Below are 16,074 nucleotides of genomic sequence, written 5' to 3' on the forward strand. Positions count from 1 at the left end.
ACGCCGAGCGGACACACTTTTTGCTACTTAACCCAAAAAATGGGCGGAACTGTCATAAACCTAGACACTTTCTTTTGTCTGCCCAGTGCACCCGACCGGGCTAGGCTGTGATGTCTGGGCCAACGGCACCTAAGCCGGTGGAGGCGGAGGAGGCGCGTCCTCCGCCGGAGCCGGAGCCGGGGCCGGCGCAGGAGGCGGGACCTCCTCAGCCGGCGGTTCAGGTGCAGGAGGCGGAACTTCCTCAGCGGGTGGTTCGGGCACCGGAGCCGGGGCTGGCTCCTCGACCGGTGCTGGGGCCTCCTCAACCGGAGCCTCTTCAACTGGGGCTTCTTCCTCCGGCTCAGGTGGCGGCGGAGGGGTTTCGCCCGGCGCGAGGCAGAACCCAGGCTTGTGCTCCGGATCAAGCGTCGATGCCAGGTTGCAGGCCCATTCCTTGCTCAGCATCCAACGGCCATCCCTGTAAATGAAGTCCACCTGATCCACGAGCATCGGATCTTCCTCCGGGCGGAGGATATTGACGCCGGCTACGGCCTGCTTCGTCGTGAAGCCGGGCGTGATCGGATCAATGACATCAAAGCTAATTTCCTGCTCATTGGCACTATTGGTGACAATGTCGAAGAAATCGCCGGCAGTATCTCCGTCCTCGATGGTCAGCGCCTTTTCCTCGATAGGTAAATCGGGGTTAATAAGGCGTGCGAGGACGTCGTTAAGCTCTGCGCGCGTCGGCAGCATGATGACTGGTTCCGCCGAGCTGGATGTCTTCGATTCAGTCGTCGGCGCTGCAGTATTGCCACCACCGCAGGCAGCTAGCCCAAGTGCGCTGACCGAGACCATCGCCGCTACTGTCACACCACGCGCTGTGCGCCAACGCATTCCGCTAACGCGCTGGTTGCAGGGGACTTTCATATGTGCACTACTCCAATAAAATCTGCATGAAGATTCGCTGGCTTCACGCCTTCCATAATCCTACACAAGGCCAAAACATCGCCTGGGTAAGATGGTGGACATGTCGACTCAGGATCATTCCCCGGCTAGCTCGACCTCGTCTAGCACGGCCTCCCCTCGCCGAATCGTTGTCATCACCACCGGCGGCACCATCGCCTGCACCACAGATCGCAGCGGTGCGCTAACCCCGACCATCTCGGGCACGGAGCTTGTCGCAGCGGTCGCGCAGCGTTATCCAGAGGGCATGTTAGAGCTGGAGGTTCGTGAGCTCGGGATGCTGGACTCGTCGAATCTCGCGTTCACCGACGTTGACCGTATTCTCGCCACTATTCACGAAGTGCTTGACGACGACTCCGTGGACGGTGTCGTCGTAACTCATGGCACGGACACGATGGAGGAAACGGCCATGGCTGCCGATATTTTCCATGCTGACTCGCGTCCGGTTGTCTTTACTGGTGCACAACTTCCCTATGATCATCCGGAAACCGACGGACCGGGGAACCTCTTTGAGGCCGTGACCATTGCTTCCGATGCCTCTGCGCAGGGAATTGGCGTTCTTATTGTCTTTGGCCACGCAGTCTTGCCGGTACGAGGTGCGACGAAGTGGCACACAACCGATCCTTTGGCTTTTGCCACTAATGCACCGGAGGAGCCGGTTCGTCCAGATCCGCTGCCTCTGGCGGCTTTGGCGGGCTCGAAGGTAGAGATTATCCCCGCCTACTTGGGTGCAGATGGATCACTGCTAGATTCGGCAGTCGCCGCCGGTGCACGCGGCATTGTCGTAGAGGGCCTGGGGTCGGGCAATGTCTCCGATGAGTTTGCCGCTGCCATTGACCGGGCCATTGCGGCTGATGTGACCGTCGTGATGGCAACGCGCGTTCCGCGCGGTGATGTCCACGCCGCCTACGGCGGTGCCGGTGGCGGTGCGACGCTGGCTCGGCACGGTGTGATTAGCGCTGGTTGCGTGCATGCACCGCAGGCGCGCATCATTCTCGCCGCCGCGCTGGCTGCGAATGTGCATCCGCAGACGCTGTTCTAATTCACGCCTCGATGATGCGGATGATTTTCGCCGGGTTTCCAGCCACAACTACGCCCGCGGGAACGTCCTTAGTCACCACGGCACCCGCGGCGACCACAGAATTGTCGCCGACGTGAACACCGCCCAGGATGATGGCTCCGCCACCGATCCAGGCATTGCGTCCGATGATGATTTCATCTCCAGACTCTAGATAAGCGGCGCGGGCCTCAGCTCCCAGTGGGTGTACTGGTGGAAGCAGCTGTACGTTGGGCCCGAGCTGCGCATAGTCGCAGATTGTCACCTTCACCACGTCAAGTGCGGTGAGCCCAAAGTTGATGAAAACGTTGTCGCCGATGTGGATGTTATCGCCGTAGTCCAGGTAGATCGGCGGGCGAACGGTGCTGCTCTCTCCGAAAGACCCCAGTGCCGGTGCTAGCACTTGCTGTGCTGCCTGCTGGTCTTCGCGGAATGCGACCTCAAATTCAGCGGCCACCTGGCCAATTCGCACGTTCAGAGCCTGTGATTCCGGATGATCGGCGATATACCACTGACCGTTCAGCATGCGCTGGCGGTTATCCAGACCGTCGTCGGGAAGTGTGGTCGACGGATTCGGATCTCGATCGGTGTTGCGCAACGAGGCGCGGCGAGCTGCCTCGAGCTCTGCAATGCGGGATGCGGTAGTCATAGTGCCCCAGTTTACGGACAGCGCATAAACAGAGAGCCGCGAACGGCACTGAGGCAGTCAGCCATATCAAGCATCCGCGTCGGGGCCGAGATCGTCTTCGCTTTCCCGCTCAGGTTGCGGCAAGTCGAGAGCTGCTGCTTCGTCGGATGCCAGCCACTCCGGCCAGTCCAAACTGCACACCGCGGAGCACGGACGCAGCTCCGGGTCGTCTTCCTTCAACGTAATCATGCGCCCGGGGCCACTGGTGCGGCTTTCAAAGCGGACAGTCACAATCCCGTGCCCCGAACCCTGCACCCAACCATGTCCATACTCGCTGTGGTGTACGTCCGAGGTGGGTGCCCACTTGGAGTCGGAAAGCCGAACGGTCGGCAACGCACCGGTTCCAGATAGCTCGACCAGGCCGGCGGGAGCGTCGGAAAGCGCAGGTGCTGGTACTCGATCTTCGACGGTGATAGCGCGGTCGAGCTCAGGAAACAGGACTTCTTGTATGTGCGAATCCAGCCCGGAGAAACCGACGCCCACCAGTCGCACTGGGCCGACCTCCGCGGGCGTGAACGCGATTCGGTGCGCCACCGCCATGAGGGTGTCGAAATCCTGTGTGGCGTAGGCGAGCGTCTCAGATCGGGTATGGATGCTCAGGTCAGACAGACGCACCTTGCAAGTGATGGTGCGAGCACCACGGCCATCTTTTTTGAGCCGTCGAAATGCGGACTCACCTGCGCGATCGACGGCGGCGTGGAGCTGGGCCTGCGACTCCAAATCCTCAGGATAGGTGTACTCCGCCGATACAGACTTGGCGACATCGCGCTCCTTAACCGGCCGATCGTCCGTCCCCTGCGCCAGCTGCCACAGCATTACACCGGTTTTGGATGTCAGCGAAACCTCGACATCACGCTGGGACATGGCGGCAAAATCACCGATCGTCTCCACACCCAGCGTGTGCAATTTTGCAGCGGTGACAGGGCCGATGCCCCAGAGCTTCTCTACCGGCAATGGGTGTAGAAGCTCGTGATTGCGTGCGGGGTCCAGCACGTACACGCCATCGGGTTTCGCCAGGCCTGACGCAATTTTCGCGAACTGCTTGCCCGCGCCCGCGCCTATCGACGAGGCCAAGCCGGTCTCCCGCCGGATATCTGCCCGCAGTTGCTCCGCCCAGGCAATGACCTGCTCCTTCGAGGCTCCCTGAAGCTCTTCGGGTTCCATGAAAGCCTCGTCGACGCTGAGCTGCTCGACCACGGGCACGCGCTCGCGGATTACAGAGAACACGCGGCGCGACACCGGCCCGTAGATGCCCTTGCGCGCGCTGACCGTCACGGCGGTCGGTGGCATGAGACGACGTGCGCGAGCCATCGGCATAGCCGAGTGTGCGCCGTACGCGCGGGCCTCATAGGAGGCACCGGCGACCACACCTCGACCGCCCAGTCCGCCGACGAGAACTGGCCGCCCGCGCAGAGTCGGGCGAGTGAGCTGCTCGACGGACGCGAAGAACGCGTCCATGTCGATGTGCAGAACCCACCGCCCGGAAGTCGGCATAGAGATTACTCTCCCCTACTGCTTGGCAATATCCGCCGAGCAGCCGTCCGCCACGTCGTAGCTCAGCGACTCTCCGCCAGCGACGACCTCGAAAGCGGTTGCGAGAACTTCCCGGGCGATGAGGTCAGCGTGGCGGTTGGCCCACTCCTCACGCTCGGCCGGGACCTGCAGCTTCACCGAAATGCGGTCGGTGACCTCAAGGCCAGCGTTCTTGCGGGCATCCTGCAGACCACGGATGCGGTCAGCGGCCCAACCGCGGGACTCCAGATCTTCGTCGAGCTCAGTGTCGAGCACGACCAGACCATTGACACCGTCGACCTCAGCGGTGGAATCTGGCGAGATCGCGACCAGGTTGCGGGTGTACTCGCCCTCCTGCAGCGGAATACCATCGGCGACAACCGTGCCGTCGACAACCTCATAGTTGCCAGACTTCACAGCCTTAATGACCTTCTGGACGTCCTTACCCAGGCGCGGACCGGCCACGCGAGCGTTGACGGAGACCTCGAATCGTCCCACCGAGTCCACGTCGGAGGTGAACTCCACCTTGTCGACGTTGACCTCGGAGGAAACGATGTCGGTGTACTCACGCAGACGCTCGGCATCCGGGAATGCCAGGGTCAGCTTCTTCAGCGGCAGGCGGTTACGCAGCTGGTTGGCCTTGCGGATGCGCGATGTTGCCGAGCAGACATTGCGGACAATGTCCATGGACTCAACGAGTTCGTCATCGGTCGGCAGCTTGTCGACGTTCGGCCAATCCTCCAGGTGCACCGAGCGGCCGCCAGTGAGCGAGCGCCAGATGACCTCGGTGGCCATCGGCAGCAGCGGAGCAGCCACGCGGGTGAGAACCTCCAGCACCGTGTACAAGGTATTGAAGGCCTCTGGGTGCTTGACATCGCCGGCCCAGAAGCGGTCGCGGGAGCGGCGCACGTACCAGTTGGTCAGTGCGTCACAGAACTGACGGACCTCATCGGTGGCAGAAGCAATGTCAGTGTTGTCCAGGCACTCAGTAACAGCACGGACGGTTGCTGCAAGCTTGGCCAGGATGTACTTGTCCAGGATGTTGTCGGAGTCCACCGACCACTCGGCCGGTTTGGAAGCGTAGAGCTGCAGGAACGAGTATGCGTTCCACATCGGGAGCAGCGCCTGGCGCACGCCCTCGCGAATGCCCTGCTCGGTGACAATCAGGTTGCCGCCGCGCAGAATCGGGCTGGACATGAGGAACCAGCGCATAGCGTCGGAGCCGTCGCGGTCGAAGACCTCGTTGACGTCCGGGTAGTTGCGCTTGGACTTACTCATCTTGTTGCCGTCATCGCCCAACACGATGCCGTGGGCGACGACCTTCTTGAACGCCGGGCGGTCGAACAGTGCAACCGACAGGACGTGAAGCAGGTAGAACCAGCCGCGGGACTGGCCGATGTATTCCACAATGAAGTCGGCCGGTGCGTGGGACTCGAACCACTCCTTGTTCTCGAACGGGTAGTGGAACTGCGCAAACGGCATGGAACCGGAGTCGAACCAGACATCCAGGACATCCGGGACGCGGCGCATCATGGACTTACCGGTCGGGTCGTCCGGGTTCGGGCGAACCAGCTCGTCAATCTCCGGGCGGTGCAGTGTGGTCGGGCGAACGCCGAAGTCCGCCTCCAGCTCATCGAGGGAACCGTAGACGTCGACACGCGGGTACTCGTCGTTGTCGGAAACCCACACCGGAATAGGCGATCCCCAGTAGCGGGTACGGGAGATGTTCCAGTCACGTGCGCCCTCGAGCCACTTGCCGAACTGACCGTCGCGGACGTGCTCCGGCATCCACTCAATCTCGTTGTGGTTGAGCTCCACCATGCGCTCGCGGATCTTGGTAACGGACACAAACCAGCTCGGCAGTGCCATGTAGATCAGCGGCTCGCCCGAACGCCAGGAGTGCGGGTAGGAGTGCTCGATGGTGCGGTGCTGGACGACGCGGCCAGCGGCCTTCAGGTCACGGATGATGTCCTTATTGGCGTCAAAGACCAACTTGCCCTGGTACTCCGGCACCTGCGAAGTGAACTTACCGTCCATGTCCACCGGAATGATGACATCAATGCCGTATTCATTACAGGTGTTCATATCGTCTTCACCGAAGGCCGGCGCCTGGTGGACCACACCAGTACCGTCCTCGGTGGTGACATAGTCCGCCACCATAATCTGGAAAGCGTTCAGGTGATCTGCGAAGTAGTCGAAGATCGGCTGATAGGTCAGGCCTTCCAGGTCAGCACCAGCGAAGGTAGCCACGACCTCGTGTTCCTTGCCCAATTCCTTGGCGTAGGCACCAATCAGTGCTTCTGCCAGCAGGAAGGTCTTACCTGCAAACTCCGGCACGGAGGAATCCTCGCCGACCTTAACTACGGCGTAGGTGACCTTCGGGTTCACGGCCAGACCAAGGTTGGACGGCAGCGTCCACGGCGTGGTGGTCCAAGCGATAGCCGCAGTGTCAGCGAGCACCGGGTTGTCCACCAGCGTCTTCTCCGCTGCCGAGCCCGCCTTGGCGCCGGTGAACGGGAAGGTCACGGTCAGGGTCGGGTCCTGCCGCATCTTGTAGGAATCATCCAGGCGGGTCTCCTGGTTGGACAGCGGGGTGTGCTCTGCCCAGGAGTACGGCAGCACGCGGAATCCCTGGTAGACCAGGCCCTTGTTGTAGAGCTCCTTGAAGGCCCAAATCACGGACTCCATGTAACTCATGTCCATGGTCTTGTATCCGCCGTCGAAATCAACCCAACGCGCTTGACGAGTGACATATTCCTTCCACTCGCCCGCGTACCGCAACACCGACTCAGCGCAGTACTTGTTGAAGTTAGCCAGACCCATTTCCTCGATCTGGCCCTTGTCCTTAATACCGAGCTGCTTCTCTGCCTCCAGCTCAGCCGGAAGACCGTGGCAGTCCCAGCCGAAGACGCGACCAACCTGGTAGCCACGCATGGTCTTGTAACGAGGGACGATGTCCTTGACGTAACCGGTCAGCAGGTGACCGTAGTGCGGTAGACCGTTGGCGAACGGCGGGCCATCATAAAAGACGTATTCGTCAGCACCATCACGCTGATCGATAGAGGCCTGGAAAGTGCTGTCCTTGCCCCAGTACTCCAGAACCTTTTCCTCCAGTTCCGGAAACTTCGGGCTGGAGGTGTACTTACCAAAGTCAGCAGTGCGCGGATACGCGCCACCTGCCGGAGTGGCCTCAGCAGAGGCATTTACATCGTTCGAATTAGACACCGTTTCTACGTCACTTCCGTGGTCGAACATCATTAATACTCACCACGGGGACGCATGCCTAGCCCCTTCAGCGTTGTTACTGGTGACGCTGAAAAGGAGTCTCGCGCGGTACCACCCCGCTTGGCATCACGCTTTACGACGGTTCTTGCGAACAAGAACCATGCGGTTTCACGCGATAGCCCGCTTATTTAATAAGGCTTTGTAACGGTGCCAAACCGTTCGGTTCTACTGGGCCCATTTTCTACTGGACTGTTCTTCCGAAACGCTCCCCGGTGATGGCCGGCTCATTGCGCGTATGGGTGTCAGTATAGCAGTGTCTCAGGCAACTACTACAACCCTGACCGGAACAAAGAATGCGATTGGTTCGCAGGGAAAGATAGCAAAAACCACCGCGCTCTGCCTCCCCTCTCTGGGGAGCCGAGCGTGGTAGTTTTCTACGTGTTGGCTACGTAATTAGTTGTTGTAGCCGTCGGCCGGGGCAGCCGACTCGCGAGAGTTCAGGTCGTCGAGCTGGGACTCCAGGAAGGTCTTCAGGCGGGTGCGGTACTCGCGCTCGAAGATGTGCAGCTCCTCGATGCGCCCCTCCAGAGCGGTCTGCTGCTCCTTGACGGTGGTCATGATCTCGTGGTGCTTGCGCTCTGCATCGTCCTGCAGCGCGGTTGCCTTCTGCTGCGCTGCGGTGATGGTGGCGTTAGAGCGAGCGTCTGCGTCGCTGATCATCTGCTCGCTGCGCTGGCGAGCGTCAGTGAGGGTCGACTCAGACTCGTTGCGGGCATCAGCCAACAGCTGCTCACTGCGCTCCTTGGCATCAGCCAAAGTTGCTTCTGCCTCATTGCGAGCGTTGGTGATAGTGCGCTCGGCCTCTTCATTGGCCTCTGCCACGGTGCGGTCAGCGTTTTCACGAGCCTCGGTGACAAGCTTGTTGGCCTCAGCGTCGGCGTCAGTGGTGACGCGATCAGCGGTGTCCTGAGCAGCCTGCAGGATACGAGCAGCGCGGAGGCTAACTTCCTGCGACTCGGTGCCGGTGCTTGCTGCAACTGCCTGCGGCTGCTCCGCAGCTGCGGAGGAAGCCTGCTGTGCAGAAGCCTCTGCCTCAGAAGCACGCTTCTCAAGAGCATCCAGACGATCCTGGTAGTGAGCCTCAATCTCCTGCTGCTGAGCGCTCAGGCGCTCGTTGTACTCAGCGCGCAGCTCCTGCTCAATTTCCTTGCGCAGCTTGTCCTCATCGACAGCCGGCGCCGCAGCGGCAGCACCGGAAGCAGCGTAGTCTGCGCCGCCACCCTGCTCTAGCTGACCTTCAAGGTCCTCAACGCGCTGGCGCAGCTCAGCGTTTTCATCCTGGAGCTCACCCAGTGCGTCCTCTACGAGGTCGAGGAACTGATCGACCTCGTCCTCGTTGTAACCACGCTTGCCAATCGGAGGCTTGCTGAAAGCCACATTATGCACATCAGCCGGAGTCAACGGCATGGTGAGTTCCCCTAACACTTTGAGCGGACAGTTCTTAAGAAATCTTAAGAGAATTATTTCCAGTAGTACTGTTTACCCGGCCAATCCTACCTGCTCTAGTCACAGTCCTCACCCCATTTATTTTGGGCAGGACTCTATCCCCCACGTTCTAACCAATGGCAAAGTTCTAGTAAAACGTTAAACCTCGCCCTTACCCTGCACCTTTAGCCACAGAACTTTACCCCCGACACAATAAAAACCCATTGGGGATTACATTCCCCAACGGGTTCCTATTATTGCCCCCGATTAACACCCCCGGTAGCAATTCAATGCCCGAGAACATCACATTCGGGACAGTCAAAACAACACAGCTCCACCGAAATCCACATTGTGGACCCCAAGCAAACAGTTAGCGATATTTACACCACCGCGCCGAGAGCTACCTGCAGCACCATTCGCAGAATCATAAGGATGAAGAACAAAACAAGCACAGACATGTCCACCATCACGTTGCCCATCGGCATAGGCGGGATGAGTCGGCGCAACAGCTTCACCGGCGGGTCGGTAATGACAAAAACAACTTCGCCAATCGACGAAAACACCCTGCCTGGTCGCCAAGAGCGAGAAAATGACTGAATCATTTCAATCACAATGCGAGCCAACAGCAGATAGGTGAAAAGCTTCAGCAGGATTAGCAGAACTAGCAGTAGTGAAGACACGAATAAACAGTCTAGCTAATTAATCGAAATACGAAACACTAACAAGCCATGCGAGCCGGCTGACTAGCCGGACATCCGGTCGAACTGGCCCTCGTTGACATCGCAGCCATGCGGGTACAGGGTGAACACGGAGCCGTCAGCCTTGATTCGACCGCGCAAACCGAAAACCAGTCCAGCAACGAAGTCGACGTAGCGCTTAGCCTCAGATGGGTCAAGCTCACTCAGATCGAAGGTGACAATGTCACCGTCGCGGAAGTGCGAACCGATGTCCGGAGCCTTGGAGTACTTGTCCTGGAAACCACTTTCCGGCTTGATGAAGACCTGCTCCGGTTCCTTGGTCTCAGCAACGGAGTGCAGGTTGCCGTAGCGGTAGTCCTCCTCGCGGGAGTTCACACTTGCAGTCTCACGTGGAGCCTCTTCGCGCAGCTCGTAGCGGTGGCGCTCCGCACGACGCGAGTCGGCATAGGAGTCATCAAAACGCTCCTCGTCACGGCGGTCAAACTCGTCGTAGTGCTCGTCGTAAGCCGCGTCATCAGTCGGGGTAAGACCGAAGAAATTTGAAACCCCACGGAAGAAATCAGCCATCTTCTGCTACGTCCTTCTTAGTGTGCGAATTTAAGTCTGTGCTACCCACAACCTACCGGCTGGGTTGGCAATATCGCATAGACACGCGCAAATTTGGCGCGCCAAAATTACAACTTTGAAACTTAGCCCTGCTCAGGCAGGATTACGATGCCCGCCTGACGGCCAGTCTTCCCCTCCCGCCGGTAGGAAAAGTACTGCTCACTTTCAATAGTGCAGCTGGACTCGACATTGACATGCCGTACACCGAGGTCATAGAGCTGACGCATCAGGCCGGCGCGCACGTCGACACCGTCAGTCCCCTGCTTCGTTCGCGTCTTCGCTCCGGGTAAATGCTTATCGACGTCATCGGCCATCGACTCAGGCACCTCGTAATTGTGGCCAGAAGCCGCTGCACCGAGAAGCACATGGATATTCTCGGGCATGGCACCGAGCTCAATCATCTTCTCGACAGATTTACGAACGATTCCGTTGCGAGCGCCGGTTCGCCCCGCGTGTACCGCAGCGGCGACACCCGCATGATCGTCGGAAAGCAAGACGGGAACGCAATCGGCAACGAGTACTACCAGCGCGAGACCCGGCGTGGTCGTGACGATGGCGTCGGTGGCCGGGACAGGCTCAGTTTGTGGTTCGTTGACGACGGTGACCGTGTTGGTGTGAAGCTGCTCCATATAGACGAAGCGGGCACGGTCGATTCCCAGAGAATCGGCCAAGCGCTGGCGGTTGCGTTCGACTGCGGACGGGTCATCGCCGACATGATCTCCAAGATTGAAGGAATCATATGGTGGCAGCGAAAACCCGCCGCGCCGATTCGTCAGAATTTTTCGGCTGCGGCGGGATTCAGTCATGATTTCTTAGAAGCCCCACTCCGGCAGGTCGCTGGAAGCCTGGTAGCCGCCACGACGGTCGTCGCGGTCATCGCGATCCTCGGAACGGTGAGCACCACGGTAGTTGCGGTTTTCCTGCGTACGCGGTGTCGGGTTATCGGTGAACAGACCACCGCTGTTCGGGTTGGTGCGCGGGACAAAGCGGTCGCGATCCTCACGCTCGCGCGGCTGTGCGACCGGGCGCTCTTCCTCCACACGCGGGGCCGGAGCGCCGAGGTTGTCACCGCCCGGCAGTGCGCTGCCCTGTCGCGGTGCCTGCTCAGCGGCCGGACGCGCCTCGGCATCCTGTGCAGCCGGACGTGCAGCGGCACCTGCAGCTGGCTTGTCCAGCGGGTTGCCGTTACCCTGCTCAAAACCGGTAGCAATCACAGTGACGCGAACTTCGTCACCGAGGTTGTCGTCGATAATGGTACCGAAGATGATGTTGGCATCCGGATCAGCCTTTTCCTCCACGATGGACGCGGCGGCGTTGACCTCCATCAGGCCGAGATCGGAGCCACCGGCGACGGAAATAAGCACACCCTGTGCACCATCCATGGTGGACTCCAGCAGCGGGGAGTTAATGGCCTGAGTCGCGGCATTCATCACACGGTCGTCGCCGCGTGCGGAGCCAACGCCCATCAGAGCCGAGCCAGCCTCAGCCATTACCGAGCGGACGTCGGCGAAGTCGACGTTAATCATGCCCGGAATGGTAATCAGGTCAGTAATACCCTGGACACCGTTGTAAAGAATCTCGTCGGCAAAGCGGAACGCGTCCATCATGGACAGATCCTGCTCACCAATCTGCAGCAGACGCTGGTTCGGAATGGTGATAAGGGTGTCACAGACCTCCTTGAGGGTTTCAATGCCCTCAGCGGCCTGGCGCGCACGGCGCTTGCCCTCGAAGTCGAACGGCTTGGTTACCACGCCGACGGTCAGGGCACCGGACTTCTTGGCGATGCTCGCGACAACCGGAGCTGCACCGGTACCGGTTCCACCGCCCTCACCTGCGGTAACGAAGACCATGTCGGCGCCCTTGAGGGTCTCTTCAATCTCGTCCTTGTGGTCTTCCGCGGAAGTGCGGCCAACCTCGGGGTTAGCGCCAGCTCCCAGACCACGAGTTGCCTCACGCCCAATGTCGAGCTTGACATCAGCGTCGGAGAACATCAGGGCCTGCGAGTCGGTGTTGACTGCGATAAATTCGACACCCTTCAGCCCCTCCTCGATCATGCGGTTGACAGCATTGACGCCACCGCCGCCGACACCGACGACTTTGATAACGGCGAGGTAGTTATTCGGGGAGGTCATTGCGCGTTTCTCGCCCTTTCCTATAGGTCCTAAATAATTTCATCTAGCCACGTTGCACATGGGCCGCACGACAGCATTGGCACCGCCGGGCAGTACAGCTCTCCATGACACCGCACGGAAGAAGTGCATCATGGCCGAAAAGCTGTTGACCCCATTGTGGTCGAAAACTGCAAATAATTCAGCGACCTTTTAGCGCGTGTCGCTACCTTAAACCTGCACTTGAGGGATAGTGTTTAGCCACAGAAATCACTCCAGACACCACCATTCTCTACTCTCCCTTAGCAGCGGGTAGTCGGGGGTTGGAGACATTCCAAATCTTCTCGCCACGGTTCAGCACAATCTCCGTCGCGCGTGCCTTTTCTGCCGCATTATCCGAGGACCCGAAGTACACCTCGTATCCATCGGTCAGAAATAGCTTGATCTCTGCCTCGGAAGGAGCGCTAATCCGCTCCACACGGTGTGCAACGGGCTCTGGCAACGCCTTGACGACGTTCAAAACCGCCTTGATAACGCGCGGTTCGGGGTCAACTTTGCCGTCTGTTGGCTCATCCACACGAGGTGCATCAACAACCTCGATGACACCCGCCGGCGGGGCTGCCGTGACGAACTCCTGACCATTTGCGGAAAACAGATGCTCTCCGTCAGTGGCACGGACAAACACCACCGGGGTGAATTCTCGTACCGAAATAGTCACGCCCTGCGGCCACGAACGACTGACAGTCACGCTATCGACCCACGGCTGCCCCGCCACGGAGCGCGCTGAGGCATCCGTGTCCAAGCGAATGAGCTTTTGATTCTCGGAGATACCACTGGCCTCGACAATCGCGTCTTTATCCCCGTGGACGACGCCCTCAACATCGATGTTTTTCACAACCAGCCACGGCGAAAACCACACCACCGCTGCAACGATGGCGATAATCGCGACCAGGCCACCGCCGACGAGCCAGCCGCGTCGCGGGGCGCGCGCTGAACGCCGACGCCGCGACGCTGTTGCGCCCCGGCCTGCACCGTCGGTCTGCTGAGATTGCTTTCGGCTGGTTTTCACAGTGCTACGACTCCACCTGTTCGTCGTTGTCTCCGCTGAGCTCGCGCACGATTTCGTCGGCAAGCATCGTCACAGAGCCAGCGCCGATGGTCAGGATGACGTCGTGCGGTTCGGCGATTTCGCGAACGCGAGCCGGGACGCTGGTGAAATGCGGCTCATACGTCACAGGGATGGTCATTTTGTTGGCAATGAGCGCGCCGTCGACGCCCGGCAGTGGCTCCTCGCGGGCGCCGAAGACATCGAGCAATACGGCCTTGTCCGCCAGAGACAGGGCGGCAGCGAACTCGTCGGCAAAGTTGCGAGTACGCGAGTACAAGTGAGGCTGGAACACAGCGATGACCTTGCCACGACCGGCCTCGGTGACCAACTCCCGAGCTGCGCCGAGAACTGCGGAGACCTCGGTCGGGTGATGCGCGTAGTCGTCGTAGATACGAGCGCCAACAAATGGCCCCTCGCCGATACTGCCGTGGTAGTCAAAGCGGCGACGGACACCGGTGAATTCACCGAGACCGCGCGCCATACGCCCCAAATCTGCCCCGACGCAGTCGCCACCGACCATTGCAGCCAGCGCGTTGAGCGCCATGTGACGGCCGGGCTGATGAAGTTCAAACCTCACCGATGTCGAGCCAACAGTGGCCTCCACGCGGGCACCACCACCGACCGGAGTCCAGCCGTGCAAAACGGCACCGACCGGCAGCGTCGGGTGTTGAGCCAAGGCTTCTTCCCCACCATAAGCCAGCACGTTAATGCCGCGCTCCACCGCGCGCTCGCCCAATGCGGCCGCATGCGGATCCTCAGCACAGATGACCAGATGACCGCCATCCTTAATGCGCTCTGCAAAAGCGTCAAAGACGGCGTAGTAGGTCTCGTCGTCACCGAAAAAGTCAAGGTGATCGGGCTCGATGTTGGTAATTACGGCCACTTCCGGCTGGTAGGTCAACAACGAGGCATCCGACTCATCGGCCTCAGCAACAAAGACATCGCCACTGCCCTGGTGAGCATTGACACCGGCCTTGCTCATCAGACCGCCAACGGCAAAAGACGGATCCAAACCAGCTGCCTGCAAAGCGGCGACGGTCATCGATGTAGTCGAGGTTTTGCCGTGAGTACCGGCGATCAGGAGAGCCTTGGAGTCCTGCATCAACAGCGCTAACACATCGGAGCGTTTGAGCACCGGAATGTCCAGCTCATGTGCACCGGCCAGCTCCGGATTCGTCTTCGGGATAGCAGCGAAGGAAATGACCACTGCGTCCGGCAGCTCTCCCTCGCCAGCAAGCTCGAGATTCGCACGGTCATGCCCAATGGCGATGGTGGCTCCCATCGCACGTAGTCCCACCACCGCGCGGGACTCCTTGACATCGGAACCGGTAACACGAATGCCACGCGCCAACAGGATGCGAGCGATACCGGACATACCGGCACCGCCAATGCCAATCATGTGGACACTTGCGGGCAGCTCTCCCGTTACCGGCTGAAAGTCATCGAAATTAACGTTCATGTTTATGCTCGCTTTACTTCTTAGAGTTCACAGCCGCAGACAGCACCCGACGGGCGATGTTCTCCGCAGCGTTACCATGTCCAATGTTGGCCAGGGCGCGGCGCCCGTCGGCAAGCTTTTCTGGGGACGTGACCAGCGGAATCACGATATCCGAAACTGATGCCGCAGTCAGCGACTCGTCGGCGATGAGAATACCGCCACCAGCATCGATGACATCGGTGGCGTTGAGCGCCTGTTCCCCATTTCCGTGTGGCAGCGGAACGTACACCGCAGGCAAGCCGACAGCTGAGACTTCAGCCACCGTCATCGCACCGGAACGGCACAAAATCAGGTCGGCGGCGGAGTACGCCAGATCCATCCGGTCGATGTACGGCACAGCGACATAGGGGGCGTCCTCGCGGATAGCCTCGACCTCGACGTGATTCTTCTTGCCGTAGGCATGCAGTACAGATACACCGGCGTTGGCGAGCTCTGCGGCTGCACCGGTAACAGCTTCGTTGATGGAACGTGCCCCCTGCGAACCACCGGTGACAAAGAGCACCGGACCCTCCTGCGGTAAACCGAAGAACTCGCGGGCTTCGGCACGCTTGGCGTCGCGGTCCAACGCCGCGAGACTGGCACGCACGGGATTGCCAACAACCTCGGCCTTCAGGCCAGAGCCAGTCACGGCAGCCAAACCGACGCCCCCGAGTGCGACACCGAGCTTATTGGCCAGGCCCGCACGGGCGTTGGCCTCGTGAACCAGGAACGGAATCTTCTTCCCCGCACGGCACGCCATGTAGGCCGGTGCCGATACGTAGCCACCAAAGCCGATGACCGCATCAGCGTCAATGCGCTTGAAAACCTTGCGGGTCTCACGCACCGCACGAGCGACGTTGAGAGGCAGCTTGAACAAATCCGCAGTCGGCTTGCGCGGCACCGGCACTGGCGGAATCAGCTCTAGGTCATAGCCTCGCGCCGGTACGAGGGTTGACTCCAACCCCCGATTCGTACCGAGTGCAATGACGCGGGCATCCGGCTGCAGTTTCAAAATCGCATCCGCTACTGCCAGTGCAGGTTCGATATGGCCAGCCGTACCACCGCCGGCCACCACAATGGTCGGAGCAGAGCCATCTTCCTTGAGAAACTGCTCAGACTCCGAAGCGCCTTTCGCCCCAGCGGCTGCGCCCAGATTCTTGTCTGCCAT

At 60.0% G+C, this 16,074-nt stretch carries 13 protein-coding genes; 1 reads left to right on the top strand and 12 read right to left on the bottom strand.

Annotated features, from left to right (window positions below; genetic code table 11):
- Window positions 1–129: 129 nt before the first annotated feature.
- Window positions 130–906 (bottom strand): WKL family lipoprotein, encoded by a 777-nt coding sequence (locus HMPREF2920_RS05755; RefSeq protein WP_070600860.1) that lies wholly within the window; start codon window positions 904–906, stop codon window positions 130–132.
- Between the two features lie 100 nt (window positions 907–1,006).
- Here HMPREF2920_RS05755 and HMPREF2920_RS05760 point away from each other — a divergent pair, with 100 nt between their 5' ends.
- Complete coding sequence (locus HMPREF2920_RS05760; RefSeq protein WP_049170275.1) at window positions 1,007–1,984, top strand: asparaginase; 978 nt, start codon at window positions 1,007–1,009, stop codon at window positions 1,982–1,984.
- A 1-nt stretch (window position 1,985) separates the two neighbouring features.
- Here HMPREF2920_RS05760 and HMPREF2920_RS05765 read toward each other — a convergent pair whose 3' ends face one another.
- The 11 genes from HMPREF2920_RS05765 to murG form a co-directional block, all read right to left on the bottom strand.
- Window positions 1,986–2,648 (bottom strand): sugar O-acetyltransferase, encoded by a 663-nt coding sequence (locus HMPREF2920_RS05765; RefSeq protein ID WP_016422989.1) that lies wholly within the window; start codon window positions 2,646–2,648, stop codon window positions 1,986–1,988.
- A 66-nt stretch (window positions 2,649–2,714) separates the two neighbouring features.
- On the bottom strand, window positions 2,715–4,181 hold the full coding sequence (locus HMPREF2920_RS05770) for a DNA polymerase IV (RefSeq protein WP_070566022.1): 1,467 nt from the start codon (window positions 4,179–4,181) through the stop codon (window positions 2,715–2,717).
- A gap of 15 nt (window positions 4,182–4,196) precedes the next feature.
- Complete coding sequence (gene ileS, locus HMPREF2920_RS05775; RefSeq protein ID WP_083307867.1) at window positions 4,197–7,457, bottom strand: isoleucine--tRNA ligase; 3,261 nt, start codon at window positions 7,455–7,457, stop codon at window positions 4,197–4,199.
- Between the two features lie 420 nt (window positions 7,458–7,877).
- Complete coding sequence (locus HMPREF2920_RS05780; RefSeq protein ID WP_016422992.1) at window positions 7,878–8,891, bottom strand: DivIVA domain-containing protein; 1,014 nt, start codon at window positions 8,889–8,891, stop codon at window positions 7,878–7,880.
- A gap of 398 nt (window positions 8,892–9,289) precedes the next feature.
- Window positions 9,290–9,589: a YggT family protein gene (locus HMPREF2920_RS05785; protein ID WP_016422993.1), complete on the bottom strand. Its 300-nt coding sequence runs from the start codon at window positions 9,587–9,589 to the stop codon at window positions 9,290–9,292.
- 63 nt (window positions 9,590–9,652) lie between these two features.
- Window positions 9,653–10,174, bottom strand: coding sequence for a cell division protein SepF (gene sepF, locus HMPREF2920_RS05790; RefSeq protein WP_048731168.1), 522 nt, complete (start codon window positions 10,172–10,174; stop codon window positions 9,653–9,655).
- 122 nt (window positions 10,175–10,296) lie between these two features.
- Window positions 10,297–11,019 carry a peptidoglycan editing factor PgeF gene (gene pgeF / locus HMPREF2920_RS05795; RefSeq protein WP_070566020.1) on the bottom strand — a complete coding sequence of 241 codons (723 nt, stop codon included), beginning with the start codon at window positions 11,017–11,019 and terminating at the stop codon, window positions 10,297–10,299.
- Window positions 11,020–11,025: 6 nt separating this feature from the next.
- Window positions 11,026–12,345, bottom strand: coding sequence for a cell division protein FtsZ (gene ftsZ / locus HMPREF2920_RS05800; protein WP_070854086.1), 1,320 nt, complete (start codon window positions 12,343–12,345; stop codon window positions 11,026–11,028).
- A gap of 268 nt (window positions 12,346–12,613) precedes the next feature.
- Window positions 12,614–13,390, bottom strand: coding sequence for a cell division protein FtsQ/DivIB (locus HMPREF2920_RS05805; RefSeq protein ID WP_016422997.1), 777 nt, complete (start codon window positions 13,388–13,390; stop codon window positions 12,614–12,616).
- Window positions 13,391–13,394: 4 nt separating this feature from the next.
- Window positions 13,395–14,888 (bottom strand): UDP-N-acetylmuramate--L-alanine ligase, encoded by a 1,494-nt coding sequence (murC, locus tag HMPREF2920_RS05810; protein ID WP_016422998.1) that lies wholly within the window; start codon window positions 14,886–14,888, stop codon window positions 13,395–13,397.
- Window positions 14,889–14,901: 13 nt separating this feature from the next.
- Window positions 14,902–16,074, bottom strand: coding sequence for an undecaprenyldiphospho-muramoylpentapeptide beta-N-acetylglucosaminyltransferase (murG, locus tag HMPREF2920_RS05815; RefSeq protein ID WP_016422999.1), 1,173 nt, complete (start codon window positions 16,072–16,074; stop codon window positions 14,902–14,904).

This window comes from Corynebacterium sp. HMSC075F02 (assembly GCF_001838335.1).
GTDB lineage: Bacteria > Actinomycetota > Actinomycetes > Mycobacteriales > Mycobacteriaceae > Corynebacterium > Corynebacterium jeikeium_D.

Coding starts and splice junctions, on each gene's coding strand:
- murC (WP_016422998.1), bottom strand. CDS start 14,888: ATGAACGTTAATTTCGATGACTTTCAGCCGGTAACGGGAGAGCTGCCC.
- pgeF (WP_070566020.1), bottom strand. CDS start 11,019: ATGACTGAATCCCGCCGCAGCCGAAAAATTCTGACGAATCGGCGCGGC.
- HMPREF2920_RS05780 (WP_016422992.1), bottom strand. CDS start 8,891: ATGCCGTTGACTCCGGCTGATGTGCATAATGTGGCTTTCAGCAAGCCT.
- murG (WP_016422999.1), bottom strand. CDS start 16,074: ATGGCAGACAAGAATCTGGGCGCAGCCGCTGGGGCGAAAGGCGCTTCG.
- HMPREF2920_RS05770 (WP_070566022.1), bottom strand. CDS start 4,181: ATGCCGACTTCCGGGCGGTGGGTTCTGCACATCGACATGGACGCGTTC.
- sepF (WP_048731168.1), bottom strand. CDS start 10,174: ATGGCTGATTTCTTCCGTGGGGTTTCAAATTTCTTCGGTCTTACCCCG.
- HMPREF2920_RS05765 (WP_016422989.1), bottom strand. CDS start 2,648: ATGACTACCGCATCCCGCATTGCAGAGCTCGAGGCAGCTCGCCGCGCC.
- HMPREF2920_RS05755 (WP_070600860.1), bottom strand. CDS start 906: ATGAAAGTCCCCTGCAACCAGCGCGTTAGCGGAATGCGTTGGCGCACA.
- ileS (WP_083307867.1), bottom strand. CDS start 7,457: ATGATGTTCGACCACGGAAGTGACGTAGAAACGGTGTCTAATTCGAAC.
- ftsZ (WP_070854086.1), bottom strand. CDS start 12,345: ATGACCTCCCCGAATAACTACCTCGCCGTTATCAAAGTCGTCGGTGTC.
- HMPREF2920_RS05760 (WP_049170275.1), top strand. CDS start 1,007: ATGTCGACTCAGGATCATTCCCCGGCTAGCTCGACCTCGTCTAGCACG.